Origin of the sequence: Mucilaginibacter phyllosphaerae, from assembly GCF_004378255.1 — a bacterium.
Classification (GTDB): domain Bacteria; phylum Bacteroidota; class Bacteroidia; order Sphingobacteriales; family Sphingobacteriaceae; genus Mucilaginibacter; species Mucilaginibacter phyllosphaerae.
Window position 1 is genome coordinate 112,240 of the sequence record NZ_SNQG01000002.1, and the last position, 16,414, is coordinate 128,653.

The 16,414-nt window shown below is 44.2% G+C and carries 18 protein-coding genes; 17 read left to right on the forward strand and 1 reads right to left on the reverse strand.

Annotated features, from left to right (window positions below; all coding sequences use genetic code 11):
• Window position 1: 1 nt before the first annotated feature.
• The 16 genes from E2R65_RS05365 (at window position 2) to E2R65_RS05440 (ending at window position 13,397) form a co-directional block, all read left to right on the forward strand.
• Entirely contained in the window at window positions 2-538 is a 537-nt protein-coding gene (locus E2R65_RS05365) for a DUF3341 domain-containing protein (protein WP_134335473.1), read from the forward strand.
• The gene (locus tag E2R65_RS05370; protein ID WP_308472308.1) at window positions 531-1,106 is read left to right on the forward strand and encodes a c-type cytochrome; all 576 of its coding nucleotides are present in this window, start codon (window positions 531-533) and stop codon (window positions 1,104-1,106) included. Before E2R65_RS05365 ends, E2R65_RS05370 begins: the two co-directional genes overlap by 8 nt.
• A gap of 12 nt (window positions 1,107-1,118) precedes the next feature.
• Entirely contained in the window at window positions 1,119-2,378 is a 1,260-nt protein-coding gene (locus E2R65_RS05375; RefSeq protein WP_134335475.1) for a quinol:cytochrome C oxidoreductase, read from the forward strand.
• A 48-nt stretch (window positions 2,379-2,426) separates the two neighbouring features.
• Entirely contained in the window at window positions 2,427-3,626 is a 1,200-nt protein-coding gene (locus tag E2R65_RS05380) for a cytochrome c oxidase subunit II (RefSeq protein ID WP_134335476.1), read from the forward strand.
• Window positions 3,627-3,645: 19 nt separating this feature from the next.
• Window positions 3,646-5,532, forward strand: coding sequence for a cytochrome c oxidase subunit I (locus E2R65_RS05385; protein ID WP_183500341.1), 1,887 nt, complete (start codon window positions 3,646-3,648; stop codon window positions 5,530-5,532).
• An 83-nt stretch (window positions 5,533-5,615) separates the two neighbouring features.
• Window positions 5,616-6,677, forward strand: a complete 1,062-nt coding sequence (locus E2R65_RS05390; RefSeq protein ID WP_134335477.1) for a COX15/CtaA family protein — start codon at window positions 5,616-5,618, stop codon at window positions 6,675-6,677.
• Window positions 6,674-7,564, forward strand: a complete 891-nt coding sequence (cyoE, locus tag E2R65_RS05395) for a heme o synthase (protein ID WP_134335478.1) — start codon at window positions 6,674-6,676, stop codon at window positions 7,562-7,564. The genes E2R65_RS05390 and cyoE overlap by 4 nt, the downstream gene beginning before the upstream one ends.
• Complete coding sequence (locus E2R65_RS05400; protein WP_134335479.1) at window positions 7,564-8,139, forward strand: cytochrome c oxidase subunit 3; 576 nt, start codon at window positions 7,564-7,566, stop codon at window positions 8,137-8,139. Before cyoE ends, E2R65_RS05400 begins: the two co-directional genes overlap by 1 nt.
• 6 nt (window positions 8,140-8,145) lie before the next feature.
• Window positions 8,146-8,865, forward strand: a complete 720-nt coding sequence (locus E2R65_RS05405; RefSeq protein WP_134335480.1) for a cytochrome c oxidase subunit 3 — start codon at window positions 8,146-8,148, stop codon at window positions 8,863-8,865.
• A 19-nt stretch (window positions 8,866-8,884) separates the two neighbouring features.
• The gene (locus E2R65_RS05410) at window positions 8,885-9,232 is read left to right on the forward strand and encodes a cytochrome C oxidase subunit IV family protein (protein WP_134335481.1); all 348 of its coding nucleotides are present in this window, start codon (window positions 8,885-8,887) and stop codon (window positions 9,230-9,232) included.
• On the forward strand, window positions 9,232-9,930 hold the full coding sequence (locus tag E2R65_RS05415) for an SCO family protein (RefSeq protein WP_134335482.1): 699 nt from the start codon (window positions 9,232-9,234) through the stop codon (window positions 9,928-9,930). Before E2R65_RS05410 ends, E2R65_RS05415 begins: the two co-directional genes overlap by 1 nt.
• Window positions 9,931-10,024: 94 nt before the next feature.
• Window positions 10,025-10,597 (forward strand): DUF420 domain-containing protein, encoded by a 573-nt coding sequence (locus E2R65_RS05420; protein WP_134335483.1) that lies wholly within the window; start codon window positions 10,025-10,027, stop codon window positions 10,595-10,597.
• A 10-nt stretch (window positions 10,598-10,607) separates the two neighbouring features.
• The gene (locus E2R65_RS05425; protein WP_134335484.1) at window positions 10,608-10,883 is read left to right on the forward strand and encodes a hypothetical protein; all 276 of its coding nucleotides are present in this window, start codon (window positions 10,608-10,610) and stop codon (window positions 10,881-10,883) included.
• Window positions 10,884-10,922: 39 nt separating this feature from the next.
• Window positions 10,923-11,585 carry a DUF2461 domain-containing protein gene (locus E2R65_RS05430; RefSeq protein ID WP_134335485.1) on the forward strand — a complete coding sequence of 221 codons (663 nt, stop codon included), beginning with the start codon at window positions 10,923-10,925 and terminating at the stop codon, window positions 11,583-11,585.
• Between the two features lie 16 nt (window positions 11,586-11,601).
• The gene (locus E2R65_RS05435) at window positions 11,602-12,429 is read left to right on the forward strand and encodes an OmpA/MotB family protein (protein ID WP_134335486.1); all 828 of its coding nucleotides are present in this window, start codon (window positions 11,602-11,604) and stop codon (window positions 12,427-12,429) included.
• Window positions 12,430-12,566: 137 nt separating this feature from the next.
• On the forward strand, window positions 12,567-13,397 hold the full coding sequence (locus E2R65_RS05440; protein WP_134335487.1) for an amidohydrolase family protein: 831 nt from the start codon (window positions 12,567-12,569) through the stop codon (window positions 13,395-13,397).
• Here the strand turns inward: E2R65_RS05440 and E2R65_RS05445 are convergent.
• On the reverse strand, window positions 13,385-14,737 hold the full coding sequence (locus tag E2R65_RS05445) for an APC family permease (protein ID WP_134335488.1): 1,353 nt from the start codon (window positions 14,735-14,737) through the stop codon (window positions 13,385-13,387). The genes E2R65_RS05440 and E2R65_RS05445 overlap by 13 nt on opposite strands.
• Before the next feature lie 309 nt (window positions 14,738-15,046).
• Between E2R65_RS05445 and E2R65_RS05450 the strand changes: the two genes are divergently transcribed.
• On the forward strand, window positions 15,047-16,393 hold the full coding sequence (locus E2R65_RS05450; protein WP_134335489.1) for a hypothetical protein: 1,347 nt from the start codon (window positions 15,047-15,049) through the stop codon (window positions 16,391-16,393).
• The last annotated feature ends 21 nt before the right edge of the window (window positions 16,394-16,414 follow it).

Sequence of the window (16,414 nt, forward strand, 5' to 3'; positions counted from 1 at the left end):
AATGAGCAACACTAAATTTATATTGGGATGTTTTGATGACCCGGATGACATGATGAAGGGCATCGATAACTTACAAAAAGCGAGCGTACCAATTTATGATATTTATACCCCGATGCCTATTCACGGTATTGAGGATAAAATGGGCGTTAAGGATTCAAGACTGGGCTACGCGGCATTTTGCTTTGGTTGCCTTGGTGCTACGGTAATATTCAGCATTGTGTATTATACCCTGGTGCACGATTGGCCAATGAACATTGGTGGTAAACCAAGCTTTGCCATACCCAACTTTGTACCGTTTACCTTTGAGTGGACTATTTTGTTTACCGCCTTTGGGATGACGTTTACCTATTTTGCAGCAACGCACCTTTTCCCGGGCCGTGCACCACGTGTAATGGACCTGCGCGCAACAGATGACCGTTTTGTAATAGCCGTAAGCGCTAAAGGGAACGTGCCGCACGAGGACATAACAAATTTATTAAAAGACGCAGGAGCAGTAGAAGTAAAGCATAACGAAAGAAAATATGTTAGCTATGAATAAACTTAGAATATTGGGTACAACGGCTTTCGTTATTGCTGCATCGATAGTAATTACTTCGTGCAAAGATAAACGCAGCACCGGCTGGGAATATGCTCCCAATATGTACGAGCACAAAGCTTACGAGTATGACCAACCTAACAATAATTTTAAGGATGGTAAAACAGCGCAGGTACCGCCTGCAGGTACTATACCCTTAGGTTTTAAACGCTTTGATTATCCAAACACCCGCGAAGGATATGATAAGGCAAGCCTTGAGGTAAAAAGCATTTTAGCGCAAACCCCACAGCACCTGGCAGAAGGTAAAGCGTTATTTATCACCTTTTGCTCGCCTTGCCACGGTGTAACAGGCCAGGGCGATGGTTTAGTGGTACAGCATGGTTACCCGCCGCCGCCATCATACTCAAAAGGGCAATCATCACGTGGTGGCGCGATGAAGGATCTTACAGACGGAAAAATATATCATACCATAACTTATGGTGTTAATGCGATGGGCTCATACGCATCGCAGGTTGCACCGGAGGAACGCTGGAAGATAGTTATGTACGTACACCATTTACAAAATTTATAAGAAATATTTTTAATGAAGACTCATAATAGTATAGACGAACGATTTGAATTTGCAGGCAATGCCAAAACAATAAGTTTGGTTGCTATTGTAATTGGTGTAATTGCAATTGCGTTCGGCTTTATAGCCGGTGGCGACCATGTACAGCGTGCATACAGTAACCTGTTGCTGATGTCTTACTTTTTTGTTGGTGTTTGTACGGCAGGCGTATTCTTTTGCGCTTACCAGTATGTAGCACAGGCAGGCTGGTCGGCATCATTCATCAGGATACCGCAGGCATTTGCCAAAGTATTACCTGTTGCAAGTGTTATTTTACTTTTGGTAATTACGGCCGGCTTATTACATACCCACAAGGTTATCGAGCATGGTAAAGAAGAGGTTGTGCCTTATTTATATGCACACTGGGCTACACACGGCCTGGTAATACCGGGCAGCGAAAACTTCGACCCCATCATATACGGTAAAAGAGGTTTCCTGAATATTCCGTTCTTTTACACAGTATTGGTTTTAATGCTGGGTTCGTACAGTTTCTTTGGCCTTAAAATGGTTAAATTCTCTACAGACGAAGATACAACCGGCGGCATGAGCAACTATGATAAAAGCTTTAAATACGCCTGTATATTCCTGGTAATATTTGGTTTTACCTTTCCGATATTTGCCTTTGGTGTGATCATGTCTTTAGAAGCGCACTGGTTCTCAACCATGTTTGGCTGGTATAATTTGGCAGCGATGCACGTGAGCGGTTTAGCGCTTATTGCCTTAATAATGATATACGTGCAAAAGAAAGGTTACTTTACCTGGCTGCATATAGATCATTTGCACAGTATAGGTAAAATGATCTTCGGTTTCTCTATCTTCTGGACGTATGTGTGGTTTGCACAGTTTTTCCTTACCTGGTATGCCAACATGCCCGAGGAATCTGTTTATTTCTACATCCGTTGGGAGCCGGAGTACAAATTCTGGTTTTGGCTTAACATCGTCATGAACTTTTTAGCGCCTTTATTATTGCTGATGTCTCGTGATGCCAAACGTGTAACCAACCGCATGATGTGGACATGTATCTTGTTAATTGCAGGCCACTGGCTTGATTATTACCTGATGGTTATGCCGGGTACCGTAAAAGAGCACAGAGGTTTTGGTGTAGAAGAAATAGGTATATTTTTAGGGTTTGCAGGTTTATTTACCTTCCTGGTGTTAAACGCATTGGCTAAGTTTAATTCACTTGTGCCTAAAAAACATCCGTTCTTGCAAGAGAGCCTGCACCATCACATATAATAATTGTTAAATTTGCAACCGGATAGCGCAATTCAAATAACCAATAAAATGGGATTCAAAAAATTATTCAATTCTAAAAAAATACTTTCGCTTTTAGCTGTGTTTATGCTATTGGGCACAAGTCTGCTTTTTGCCCAGGATACGGAGTCGGCCGGGGCTGCTGCTTCACCTGCTGCAGATGCAGTTAAAGATAACGGTTTAGCAACTGCCGGTTATTACATCCTGCTTTTTCTGATCGTTTGCTTCATTATCGGGATCTTTGGAAAGATCCTGCGTGTGTTTGATCTTACGCAGCAGATACAGGGTAAGCAGCCTATTAACTGGGATAACGTTATGGGTGTTATGTGCCTGGTATTCCTGGTGGCAGGTGCTTATGGCGCTTACTGGGAGTTTACGGTTCAAGGCCGCATGATATTGCCCGATGCAGCATCAGAGCATGGTGTTAAATGGGATGAAATGTTCTGGACAACCACCGTGTTAACCATGATCGTTTTTGTGGTTACCCAGATTCTGCTGTTCACCTTCCTGTTCAGGTACCGTTACAATAAAAACCGCCGCGGCCATTTCCTGCCGCACAATAATACCATCGAAAAGGTTTGGACCATAGCACCGGCTATTGTTTTAACTATCCTGGTAATATTTGGTTTCTTTACCTGGCAGCAAATTACAGATAACGTTGATGCCAAAGGCCAGCCGGCTTCTATCAACGTAGATATAACAGGCCACCAGTTTGCCTGGGAGTTACGCTACCCCGGTAAAGATGCCCGTTTAGGCGCCACCAATTACAAACTGGTAAGCGGTTCAAACAAATTAGGTATCAACTTTAAAGATAAATACAGCTATGATGATTTACAGGCCGATACCATGTATTTGCCGGTGCGTAAATCGGTAAGGCTAAATATACATGCACAGGATGTTATCCATAGCGTTTACATTCCTCATTTCCGTGTGCAGCTGAATGCGGTACCGGGCTTACCAACCTTCTTTAAATTTAAACCAACCATCACTACGGCAGAGATGCGTATTAAACTGGATAAACCAACGTTTGAGTACGAGATACTTTGTAACAAAATTTGTGGCGGGGCCCATTATAACATGAAGAAAATTGTACGTGTGGTTACAGAAGCTGAGTACCAGGCATGGCTGGCACAGCAAAAACCATATCTTACTGACGCGATTAAGAAAGACCTTAAGTTTGCTGCAGAGAAACAAGAAGTACAATCAAAAAGGTTAGCGTTAAACAATTAATTCAAAAAGATTAGCGAGTATGTCAACATTAGCAGTTCACGATCACGGTGTAGCACATCACGAAGACGATCACGGACATCATAAAGCAACTTTCCTGAATACCTATGTATTCAGTATGGACCATAAGATGATCGCCAAGCAATTCCTGATCACAGGTATGGCCATGGCTTTTATCGCCATGATCCTTTCTGTCCTGTTCAGGATCCAATTAGCTTACCCCGACAGGGCGTTTCCTTTAATGGAAACCTTACTGGGCCGTTTTGCACCCGGTGGCCGTTTAGATTCAAACTTTTACCTGGCGCTGGTAACCATACATGGTACCATCATGGTGTTTTTTGTATTAACAGCAGGCCTGAGCGGTACTTTCGCCAACTTATTAATTCCCTTGCAGTTAGGTGTACGTGATATGGCATCGCCGTTCATGAACATGCTTTCTTACTGGTTCTTTTTTATTGCCAGTGTTATCATGCTATCATCTTTCTTTATCCAAAAAGGCCCTGCAAGCGGTGGGTGGACAATTTATCCGCCATTATCTGCCTTGCCTAAAGCCATGCCGGGTTCTGGCATGGGGATGACGCTATGGCTGATCAGTATGACCTTGTTCATCGCATCACAGCTGATGGCCGGTATTAACTATGTAAGTACCATCCTTAACATGCGTACAAAAGGTATGGACCTTTGGAAGATGCCTTTATCTGTATGGGCATTGTTCTTAACTGCTGTATTGGGTGTATTATCATTCCCGGTTTTGGTTGCGGGTGTTGTATTATTAATATTCGACCGTAGCTTCGGTACCAGTTTCTACTTATCAGAAATTGTATTGAACAGCTCGCAGGTGCAGCCTTTTGAAGGTGGTAGCCCGATCCTGTTCCAGCACTTATTCTGGTTCCTGGGCCACCCCGAGGTATATATCGTAATTATGCCTGCCATGGGTATCTCATCAGAGGTAATGTCTGTAAACTCGCGTAAACCTATCTTTGGTTACCACGCCATGGTTTACTCGCTTATCGGTATCACCGTATTATCGTTTATTGTATGGGGGCACCACATGTTTGTTACGGGGATGAACCCGTTCCTGGGTGGTGTGTTCATGATCACTACGCTTATCATTGCGGTACCATCGGCAGTAAAAACATTTAACTGGCTGGCTACTTTATGGCGCGGTAACATCCGTTTTACCTCAGCTATGCTGTTTGCTATCGGTATGGTGTCATTCTTTATCTCGGGCGGTTTAACAGGTATCTTCCTGGGTAACGCAGCGTTAGATATCAACCTGCACGATACCTACTTTGTAGTAGCTCACTTCCACCTGGTAATGGGTTCGGCAGCTATATTCGGGATGCTTGCCGGTGTTTATCATTGGTTCCCTAAAATGTTTGGCCGTATGATGAACGAGCGTTTGGGTTACCTGCACTTCTGGTTAACATTTATCGGTGCGTATCTGGTGTTCTTCCCGATGCACTTTATGGGCCTGGATGGTGTACCACGCCGTTACTATGCGTTCACCGAGTTCGAGTCAATGAAACAATGGTTATCGGTAAATACATTTATAACCTGGGCGGCTATCATGTCTGCCGTGGCGCAATTAGCGTTCCTGTTTAACTTTGTTCACTCTATTTTCTGGGGTAAAAAGGCCACACAGAATCCATGGGAATCAAACACCCTGGAGTGGACCACTCCTGTAGAGCACCTGCACGGCAATTGGCCGGGAGAGATCCCTACCGTTTACCGCTGGCCGTATGACTACAGCAAGCCTGGTGCCGAACATGATTTTATACCGCAAACAACACCGCTTTCAGAAACAATGAGTTCTAACCTTCCGCACGACTTTGAGGATAACCCGATAGGTTTAGAGGAGCATACCAAATGGGCAAGTACTCAAAAAAGCAACGAAGAAGTAAAATAACATTATACTGATCTGATCTTTTAGGGTATCTGTGCAGGCATTATTGTCCTTAACAGGTACCCTAATTTGTTAGAAATATTTAGATGAGCATTAAAGCATCCGGCAGTAAGTTTCTAAAAATTAACCTCATAACCATCATCCTGCTGTTTGTATTGATACTTGCAGGCGGCGTAGTGCGCAGCACAGGCTCGGGTATGGGTTGCCCCGATTGGCCCAAATGTTTTGGAAGATATATACCACCAACCAGCCTGTCAGAACTTCCGGCGAATTATAAAAAAACTTACGCAGATAAGCGCCTGGCCAAAAACCACAAGTTTGCGAGGATGCTGGATGTTTTGGGTTATAGCCAGATGGCTGTGCGGATCCGTAACGACAGATCTATACTGGTGCCCGAAGAGTTTAACACCGCCAAAACCTGGACGGAATATGTTAACCGTTTAATAGGCGCAGTATCGGGGATGTTTTTATTATTATGCGCTGCATATTCTTTTAAGTATTGGAAAACCAGCAAACTGATTGTGTGGCTAAGTATATTTAACGTGATACTGGTTGGTTTTCAGGGCTGGTTAGGCTCAATAGTAGTATCTACCAACCTGGTAGCCTGGATAGTAACCGTGCATATGCTTATTGCACTGGCAATTCTGGCCATCAGTATCACAACCTACCATCTGGCTAAAGTGCAGGGCAGGTATAAAGTGGAGCGCAAACCGCTTGTGGCCATTGTTACGCTACTGGTATTGGCCCTAACTATTTTGCAGATAACCTTTGGTACCGAGGTACGCGAAAAGATCGACGCCGTAGCCAGCCACCTGGAGGGCAGCTACCGCGATAGCTGGGTACAGCGTGCCGGTGAAATATTTTCGCAGCATCGGGATGTTGCCGTGATTGTGCTGATTGTGAATTTAATTTTATATGCGCTGATCCGTAAAAACTTTAACCGCCATTCTATACAGCAGCAGTTAATGAGCTTTACGTTTTTGATGATCATGCTGCAGATAGTTACCGGTATATTTTTATCGTACTGGAGCTTACCGCCTTTTGCGCAGGCAACACATATTGTATTGGCGAGTTTATTATTTGGCGCCCAGTTTTATTTATTGTTGAATTTATTTAGTTCGGATAACGTGCAGGGGGCAGGCAAATGAAATGGAGTGATTTTTCGAAGCTGATAAAAATGCGATTAACGATGCTGGTAGTATTTTCGGCATCCATCTCTTTCATTATCGCAGTTAAAGCTAACGGCGGCAATACCTGGGGCTCGTTATACAGTACCACCATGTGGATAAACTGGCTTAAGCTTGTGTTAGGCGGCTTTTTAGTTACATCGGCAGCAAACTGCTTTAACGAGGTAATTGAAGTAAAGCTGGATAAGCTGATGAAACGCACGATGGACCGCCCTATGCCCGCCGGAAGAATGACCACCGGCCAGGGTTTAGTTTTAGGCATGGGTATGGGCATAGCCGGTACCTATATTTTAGGTACCTTAAATGTGCTTACCGGTTTGCTATCCGTGTTTTCTATTTTATTATATGCGTTTGCTTATACCCCGTTAAAGCGCAAATCGGCCGTAGCCGTTTTTGTGGGCGCTATCCCGGGGGCTTTACCCGCGTTGATCGGGTACGTGGCGGGGCAGCCGCATGGCCGTATAGATGAAATAGCTTTGATACTTTTTGCTATACAATTTGTATGGCAATTCCCCCACTTTTGGGCTATTGCCTGGGTGCTGGATGATGATTACAAACTGGCTGGCTTTAGATTGCTACCAACCGGCAAACGCGATAGGGCCAGCGCCGTTATTACTTTTATAACAACTGTAATATTGCTGCCGGTAAGTTTATTGCCTTATTTAAATCATAATGGTGGTATCTATGTTGCAATAGTATCACTGTTGATGAGTTTATTGTTTATTTATCAGGCATTTAATTTGATGCGTACGTTGGAGATCACCAGTGCGCGTAAATTAATGTTTGGTTCTTTTTATTATTTGCCGGTAGTGCAATTAATGTTTTTATTTGATTTTATAGCAAAATAATGGCCCAGATACAAGAAGACAGATATAACCTGGCCCCCAAAAAATTCAACATGTGGATCTTTATATTCACATCGTTTATGTTTTTTGCGGCCTTAACCAGCGGCTTTATTGTTTACGCAGGCGGCAGTGCGGCACACGGCTTAAATATTAAAATGCCCGATGCTTTTTTATACAGCACGGCAGTAATAATCGTAAGCAGCATAACTATGTTTTTGGCATCCAAAGCGGCCAAAAGTTCTCAATTTGCCAAACAAAGGCTTTACCTGTGGTTAACTATTATATTAGGTGTGGTTTTTTTTGGCATCCAGCTATATGCCTGGACCTACCTGGTAAAAACAGGCGTTTATTTTAGTAACCCCAATGCATCCCTCTCTTTTATATATGTATTTACCGGGATGCATTTATTGCACATTTTTGCCGGCTTGCTGCTACTGGCCCATACGCTTTGGCGTAGCTACCGCAGTATAGAGCAGGTTAAAAATTTATACAGTATGCAGATGTCCTCTATTTTTTGGCATTTTGTCGATATTATATGGATTTATCTGTATGTTTTTTTACTTTTGAACCAACAATAAAAACTCATGAGTGTACAAGTATCACCTATTGATGAAGTAAAGACAACGCCGTGGTCTGGTGGCAGATCGCCGTTTAATGTGGAGTATGGTAAAATGATGATGTGGTTTTTCCTCCTTTCGGATGCATTTACCTTTTCATCTTTATTAATTGCCTATGGTGCACTGCGTTTCAGCTCAAGCAGCTGGCCCGCGCCTGATCTGGTTTTCCAATCGGTACCGGGTTTGTTGGATAGCGGCGCGCCCCTTGTATTTGTGGGTTTGATGACCTTTATCCTGATCCTGAGCTCGGTTACGATGGTATTGGCTGTAGAGGCCGGTCACCGTATGGCCAAAAAAGAAGTTTTATGGTGGATGGTTGCAACCATTATTGGTGGTTTTACCTTTTTGGGCTGCCAGGCATTAGAGTGGAGCCACTTACACCACGAAGGTTTTTGGTGGGGGCACATCCCTACCGCAGAAGAGCTTAAACACGTTTTTAACGGCGGTAACGAGGCTACATACGCAACCTATGCACAGCAGTTTGCCAACCTGTTCTTCACCATTACGGGTTTCCATGGTTTCCACGTATTTAGCGGGGTTATCATCAATATCATCATCACGATAAACGTATTGGCAGGTACCTACCAAAAACGCGGCAGCTATTTAATGATCGAAAAAGTAGGCCTTTACTGGCACTTTGTAGATCTGGTATGGGTGTTTGTATTTACTTTCTTTTACTTAGTTTAAAAATTTAACTGATAAACATATGTCATCAGAATCAACAGAAGTTCACCACGAAGAGCATGGTGAAGGAATGACCCGCAAAAAGATCGTACAGATCTTCCTGGTTTTATTAGGTATAACTGTAGTTGAATTTATTATTGCGCTTTGGTTAGTGCCTAAAGGCCACATCCCTTTGCATTGGGCAAACCCGATATACATCGTATTAACCCTGTTTAAGGCGTTTTATATTGTTGCATATTTTATGCACTTAAAATTCGAAAAAATTGGAATGGCCCTGAGTATCATCGTACCAATATTGTTTATCATCGGTTTGATACTGGTGCTTACAAACGAAAGCCATTACTGGGTAGACCTGAGGCCGAAAGTGTAATGCGTAAAGGATTTGTCCTTAAAAAAATAATAATCCTGGTATTGATATTAGCTTTACCGGGATTTTTATATTATTTACTAACCGCAAAGGGTAAAAACAGGTATAAACCGCTATCGTTTTACGGGCCAAAGATAGTTGCTAAAACAGGCCGTAAGTTTCATGGCAGGTTTATCCCCGATACCATTTATCACAAGCTGGCCGATTTTAGTTTGGCAGATCAGGATGGTAAGCCGGTATCCTTTAAAAACTTTGATAAGAAGATATTTTTAGCAAGCTTTTTTTATACCAACTGCCCGGATGTTTGCAGTACGGTGAATAAAAACATCAGCGAGCTGGTATATGCCTACCGTAAAAACCCGATGGTTTATTTTATATCAATAACGGTAGACCCGCAACGCGATACACCCGTAGCGCTAAAAGCTTACAGCAAAAAGTTTGAGGTTACAAATAAGTGGTTTTTTTTGTCGGGCGATACGGCTACTACGTATAAGCTTGCCCGTAACGGCTTTTTGGTGAATGCCGTACAAGCAGGTAAAGGCGATTTTATTTACAGCGATAAGTTGATATTGATAGACGCCGAAAAACGCATCCGCGGGTATTATGATGGCACTTCAGCTGCCGACCTGACCAAATTGAACGACGAAATAAAGGTGCTGATAGCCGAAGAATTACGCAAGGTTGATAAAGCGCTTTATTAAAGCAACATATAAGGATCAAGGGCCGGGAAGGGCTCTTTTAATTATAAAATGAATCTTGACCCTTGCTGGCCTGGTTCCTGAATCTTTTTAAAAAATGACTGATAAATTCATATTCCGTTTCGTTGCCGGTATAACCGTGTTTGTTATTGTTGTGGTAATAGTGCTTCAAAGCAAAATAATACCTGCACCTGCGGTGGTGCCTTCATTTACGCACTTGTTACCGTTATTAAACGCCGTTTTAAACGGCACTTGCAGTGTGTTGTTATTAACATCTTTATATTTTATAAAGCAAGGTAATGTTATCGTTCATAAACGGTTGAATATTTTAACCTTTTGTCTGTCATCACTATTCCTGGTATCCTATATCCTTTTCCATTACCTGGCACCCGAAACGAAGTATGGAGATTTGAACGGAGATCATTTGGTATCCGATGCTGAGAAAGCAACGGCCGGCTCTTTAAGGTATATCTACTTTATAATATTGGTGCCCCACATTATATTGGCAGCGGGTGTTTTACCGTTAATATTACTGAGTTTTTACCGCGGGTTGCAAATGCAGGTAGAAAAGCATAAGAAACTGGTAAGATGGGCGTTTCCTATCTGGTTATTCGTTACAATATCGGGTGTTGTTGTATATTTGATGATCAAACCTTACTATCATTTTTAACAGTACAAAAATGAATAAATTAAAATTTTTATATCTCATATTCGTATTCGGTTTGCTGGTAATCAGCGCTGCCCCGGTAAAGGCACAATGTGCTATGTGCAGCGCCAATGTAGAAACCAACAGCAAAAGCGGCGATAATAAAACAAAGGGGCTAAACAATGGCATTATGTATCTTTTGGCCGCGCCTTACCTGGCTGTGGCCGCTGTTGGATACATTTGGTATAAAAAATACCGCCGTAAAGATGTTGAATTAAACATGCGCAGCGAAAAGCTTAACCTCAACTAAGGCCACCCCGGTTTTAATGCGTTTAACATAAACTTTGTAATGATACAATCCCAAACGCTTGATTTTTTAAAAGAGCTTGTTGATAACAACAATAGGGAGTGGTTTCAGGCCAATAAAGAACGGTACGATAAGGCCCGCGAGAATGTAATTGAACTTGCTGCTGCTATTATCCCGAAGCTGCACCATATCGACCCATTTCTTAGCGCCGAACTTGACCCTAAAAAATGCGTGATGCGTATTTACCGCGACATCCGCTTTAGCAAAAATAAAACACCTTATAAAAATAATTTTGGCATCAGCCTGCCAACTTTAGGCTCAAAGCTGGGCGGGGTAGAATATTACCTGCAGATACAGCCCGGCAAATCATTTATTGCCGGGGGATACTGGATGCCCGAGGCAGAGCACCTGAAAGCTATTCGCCAGGAAATTGATTATAATGCCGATGACCTGAAAAAGATCATCGATGATAAAGAATTTGTAACCCTGTTTGGCGAATTCAGAAAACAGGACCAGCTGAAAACAACCCCTAAGGGTTATGATGTTGATAATGAGAATATTGACCTGCTGAAACTGAAAAGCTTTATTGCCTGGCATCCGTTAAAAGATAAAGAAGTGTGCAGCCCCAAAGCGGCAGATGAGATAGCTAAAGTATGCAGCCGCATCTATCCGCTGAACGTTTTTTTGAAGAATGCCCTTGCATAAACCCAATTTACTATCTATGAAACTTAAATATTTATACCTGGCCTTTTTGCTGGCTTCCGCATTACAATCGTGCGTGGTAATGTCGCCCAAAAAGCATAAAGCTTTGCTTGCCGAGCGCGATTCGCTGGCTACACGCACCACTACGCTGGAAGACCAGGTGTCAAAACTGATAGCCGATACCTCACGCATCCGGCAGGAACTGGCTTCGCTTAAGGGTAACTATAACGGCCTGAACGACAAGTATAACACTTTGGATAAGAACTACAATGCCAGCTCATCCAAGGTAAGCCAGCTATCCACCGATTTGCAAAAACGCGAAGCCCGCCTTAAAGAAGTAGAAGAGATTTTGCGCAAGCGCGATGAGGCAACAAACGCCCTGAAGGATAAGCTGCAAAAGGCCCTGCTGGGCTTTCAGCAAAGCGGTTTAACGGTAGATATCCGTAACGGTAAGGTGTATGTATCACTAACAGATAAACTGCTGTTCCCGTCGGGCAGTATAGTTATTGATGATAAGGGAAAGCAGGCGCTTAAGCAGTTAGCCGCCGTATTGAATAAAGAAGCAGATATCAATATAGCCGTTGAGGGCCATACAGATAACAAAAAGATCAAAAACCTGGGCCAGATCAAAGATAACTGGGACCTGAGCGTACTACGGGCAACATCGGTAACCCGGTACCTCACCGAAACCGAGAATATCGACCCTAAAAGGCTTACCGCAACCGGCAAGGGCGAGTTCCAGCCGATTGATACGGCCAACACCCCGGAAGCACTTTCCAGGAACAGGCGCATCGAGATCGTGTTGACACCTAAGCTGGATGAATTGTATAACCTGATCACCAAATAGGCTGAAAACAGCACCAAAAAACGCCCTTAAATCACCAAAAAACGGCTTTGAAACGACCTTGAAACCTCCGGAAAACGGAGGTTTTTTTTATGCCCTAATATTTCGATATTGGCGGCTGATTGACCAATGTAAAACCGATGTTAAAAATTGATACCCACCAACATTTCTGGAAATACCACCCGGTAAAAGATGCCTGGATAACCGATGATATGAAAGTGATTCAGCGCGACTTTTTACCGGAACACCTGGCGCCGGTTTTAGCAGCAAATGATATTACTGGATGCGTGGCCGTGCAGGCAAACCAGTCGGAAACCGAAAATGAGTTTTTGCTGGGGCTGGCCCAGGGGCATAGCTTTATAAAAGGTGTGGTAGGCTGGGTAGATTTTAAGGCCGGTGATATAGAGGAACGCCTGCAGCATTACAGCAACGAAAAATTAATGAAGGGTTTCCGGCATGTGTTGCAGGGCGAGCCGGATGAACAGTACATGCTGAACAAAAAATTTATGCACGGCATCAGCCTGCTGGATAAATATAACTTTAGCTACGACATACTGATAAAACCCAACCACCTGCCTTATGCCAAAACGTTTGCAGCCGCGTTGCCCAATCAGCGATTGGTGGTAGACCACCTGGCCAAGCCCTATATTAAAGATAAAATTACGGATGGCTGGAAGCAAGATATACAAGCATTAGCCGCTTACCCTAACGTATCCTGCAAGGTGTCAGGCATGCTGACCGAGGCCGACTGGCTAAACTGGCAGCCCGAAGACTTTGTGCCTTACCTGGATACCGTGTTTAACGCCTTTGGTGCAAACAGGGTGATGTATGGGTCCGACTGGCCGGTATGTAACGTAGCAGGGGGCTACAAAGGCGTGCTTGCTGCCTTGGAGGCCTATGTAAGCCGCCTAAGCCAAAACGAGCAGGAACTGTTTTGGGCTAAGAACGGGGTGGGTTTTTATGGTTTATAACCAGCCGGTTTAAAAGGCCATTCCTTGTTCATGTTTGCCTTGATGAAGTAAACTACCGTGCCCAGGGCTATGGCGCTTAAGCCGCCCAATACCATATGGAACCCGGTTGATACCAGGATGCCTATCCACATCAGGATAGCCAAAAAAATGGGGATAGGGAAGAGGGGCATTTTGTAGGGAAAAGCAGTTTCGCCCTTTTTACGGCGCAGCAGGTACAGGCCGAACGCCTGCGAGATGAACTGGATCAGTATCCGCATGGCCAGTATGGCGCTGATCACATCACTCAGCTTAAACAGCAGGCTAAAAACAAAGGCTATCCCGCCCAAAAACAATAGCGATACATGCGGGAAGTTGCCCGTAGGGTGCAGCCGGGCAAATATCTTAAAAAAGGCGCCGTCTGCAGCAGCGGCATACGGGATGCGGCTGTAACCCAGCGTAGCCGAAAATACCGAAGAGAACGCTACCAGCAAGATCAAACAGGTAACAATTTTAGCAGATACATGGCCGGATAGCTTTTCCATAAATTCGCTTACCACAAACTGGCTGTCCTTAGCCTGCTGCCAGGGGATAACACTCACCACGCTTACATTCATCAGCATATAAAGTATAGCAATGCCGGCGATAGATAAAAACATACTTTTTGGTATGTTTTTAGATGGGTTGATGATCTCGCCACCCAGGTGGCATACGTTATAATAGCCTAAATAACTATAAACGCTTTTTACACTGGCAAAACCAATGGCGGCAACAAAGGCATAATTAACGGTAAGGCCATCATTTATATGTTTAATAGGCGCCAGGAAGTTGCCATGTGCCAGCCCTCCGGCAATGATCCAGATCATGGTAAATAAAACGCCTACCCACAGCACCATACTTATTTTGCCTATGGCTTCTATTTTACGGTAAAGCAATATTACAATGGCTATAACCACGCTGCCGCTAATCACTTTTTTAAGATCATCAGCCACCGGCACCAGATAAGAAAAGTAGGACGCAAAGCCAATAGCCGCCGATGCGATCACCAAGGGGGCTTGTATCATGGTTTGCCATACAAATAAAAAGCTCATCAGCTTGCCCGGGCCATGCTTGCCATAAGTTTCTTTCAAAAAGTTGTAAGATCCGCCGGCCATCGGGAAGGCCGCGCCCAGCTCGCTCCATACCATGGCATCAATAAAAGAAAGTAATGCACCGGCCAGCCAGGCGTATAAAAACCAGGGGCCATTCATCATGCCAATTACCATGGGCAGGGTAATAAACGGGCCGATACCTACCATGTCGGTCATGTTGATGGCGGTGGCTTGTGCCAGGCCAAGGCGTCTTGCTAATGTTGTTTCAGCCATGCAGGTGTTTGGGGAGCAAAATATAAACCGGTTAACATCTACAAAAATAACTTTAAGCAGTACAGGGCAAAATTTATTGGGTCAGCCGTTTGTAATCAGTTAGCGGTTTAATCGGCACATATAGCATGTTTACCGGCACATTATTAATTTTACTGTTACAAAAGGTGTATTTTGCGCGTACATGGCCTGTAATGGCAGTTAACTAAGCCAGCAAGTGTAAAAACCTTGTTTCTTAACAAAAATTAACACTTCAGGCATTAAATTTTCATCAAATTAGTCCCGGTTTTACACGCATCACCTTTCATAAAAATGAAAAAAACACTTACCCCGCTTTATTTATTGCTTTTAACCCTGGTTGTTACCTTTAGTGCTTGCACAAAAAACAGCAATGTAGCTAACGAATTACCCGTTTTGGTTACCAATAACTTAGTTACCGAAGCATCGGGCACCAGCGCCTATACCGGTGGCATCATTACTAATACCGCAGCAAACTTTATAGAGTATGGCGTATGCTACAGCACAGCTAACCCAGCACCTACCATTAGTGATGCCAAAACGCAGGAGAAGATACGCCTGTTATCTTTTAACAGCCACCTTACCGGGCTTACCCCCAATACCACCTATTACGTACGGGCGTATGCCACCAATGCTACAGGCACAGGTTACGGCGATGTGATACAGTTTAAAACAGGCGATGGTACTACGGTGTACGGCACAGTTAGCACTTTTGCCGGTAACGGCGCCGGCTATGTAAACGGTACCGGTACAGCCGCTTTATTTAACCACCCTACATCGGTAACTGCCGATGCTGCGGGTAATGTTTATGTTTCTGATGCCTTTAATTCGGTTATCCGTAAAATTACGCCTGATGGCATCACTACAACCGTTGCCGGCAACGGCACACTGGGTTATACAGACGGGCCCGCCGCGTCGGCACAGTTTTATGCACCGGCAGGTTTGGCTGTAGATGCCGCCGGGAATATTTTTGTAGCAGATATGGGCAATAACCTTATCCGCAAGATCAGCACGGCAGGCGTAGTAAGTACGGTTGCAGGCAATGGTTCTGCAGGTTATGCTAACGGAACAGGCGCCGCCGCAACATTCAGTTCGCCTGCGGGTATCGCGCTGGATGCCCAGGGAGATTTGATTGTGGCCGATATGAGCAATAACATCATCCGCAGGGTTACCCAGGCCGGTGTTGTTACCACCATTGCCGGCAGCCGCAGCGCAGGCTATCTCAACGCACTGGGTACCAGCGCCGCGTTTAACAAACCCAGCAGCATTGCAATTGATGCAACCGGTAATATGTACGTTACCGAGGCCGCCAATAACGCCATCCGTAAAATTGATAACACCTCTTTGGTAACCACCTTTGCCGGCGGGCTGGATTCTATTGCGCTTGCCATAGGTAAGCCGCAGGCCATAACCATTGATGCCGCCAACAACTTTTTTATTGCCGATGCCAATAGCCGGATACTGAAGATAAGCAAGGATAAGGTACTGACCGTGTTTGCCGGTAAAAGCGGCACAACAGGCACCGCCGACGGCGATGGCAGCATGGCTTTGTTTAACGACCCGCGCGGGATAGTGGCCGATAAGCAGGGCAATATTTATGTTGCCGATTATAATAACCACCGCATCCGTAAGCTGAGGTAAGATCTTGAAGTTTTTTTAGAA

Coding starts and splice junctions, on each gene's coding strand:
- E2R65_RS05390 (WP_134335477.1), top strand. CDS start 5,616: ATGAGCATTAAAGCATCCGGCAGTAAGTTTCTAAAAATTAACCTCATA.
- E2R65_RS05450 (WP_134335489.1), top strand. CDS start 15,047: ATGAAAAAAACACTTACCCCGCTTTATTTATTGCTTTTAACCCTGGTT.
- E2R65_RS05445 (WP_134335488.1), bottom strand. CDS start 14,737: ATGGCTGAAACAACATTAGCAAGACGCCTTGGCCTGGCACAAGCCACC.
- E2R65_RS05380 (WP_134335476.1), top strand. CDS start 2,427: ATGGGATTCAAAAAATTATTCAATTCTAAAAAAATACTTTCGCTTTTA.
- E2R65_RS05415 (WP_134335482.1), top strand. CDS start 9,232: ATGCGTAAAGGATTTGTCCTTAAAAAAATAATAATCCTGGTATTGATA.
- E2R65_RS05375 (WP_134335475.1), top strand. CDS start 1,119: ATGAAGACTCATAATAGTATAGACGAACGATTTGAATTTGCAGGCAAT.
- E2R65_RS05370 (WP_308472308.1), top strand. CDS start 531: ATGAATAAACTTAGAATATTGGGTACAACGGCTTTCGTTATTGCTGCA.
- E2R65_RS05405 (WP_134335480.1), top strand. CDS start 8,146: ATGAGTGTACAAGTATCACCTATTGATGAAGTAAAGACAACGCCGTGG.
- E2R65_RS05425 (WP_134335484.1), top strand. CDS start 10,608: ATGAATAAATTAAAATTTTTATATCTCATATTCGTATTCGGTTTGCTG.
- E2R65_RS05400 (WP_134335479.1), top strand. CDS start 7,564: ATGGCCCAGATACAAGAAGACAGATATAACCTGGCCCCCAAAAAATTC.
- E2R65_RS05365 (WP_134335473.1), top strand. CDS start 2: ATGAGCAACACTAAATTTATATTGGGATGTTTTGATGACCCGGATGAC.
- E2R65_RS05385 (WP_183500341.1), top strand. CDS start 3,646: ATGTCAACATTAGCAGTTCACGATCACGGTGTAGCACATCACGAAGAC.
- E2R65_RS05430 (WP_134335485.1), top strand. CDS start 10,923: ATGATACAATCCCAAACGCTTGATTTTTTAAAAGAGCTTGTTGATAAC.
- E2R65_RS05420 (WP_134335483.1), top strand. CDS start 10,025: ATGACTGATAAATTCATATTCCGTTTCGTTGCCGGTATAACCGTGTTT.
- E2R65_RS05440 (WP_134335487.1), top strand. CDS start 12,567: ATGTTAAAAATTGATACCCACCAACATTTCTGGAAATACCACCCGGTA.
- cyoE (WP_134335478.1), top strand. CDS start 6,674: ATGAAATGGAGTGATTTTTCGAAGCTGATAAAAATGCGATTAACGATG.
- E2R65_RS05410 (WP_134335481.1), top strand. CDS start 8,885: ATGTCATCAGAATCAACAGAAGTTCACCACGAAGAGCATGGTGAAGGA.
- E2R65_RS05435 (WP_134335486.1), top strand. CDS start 11,602: ATGAAACTTAAATATTTATACCTGGCCTTTTTGCTGGCTTCCGCATTA.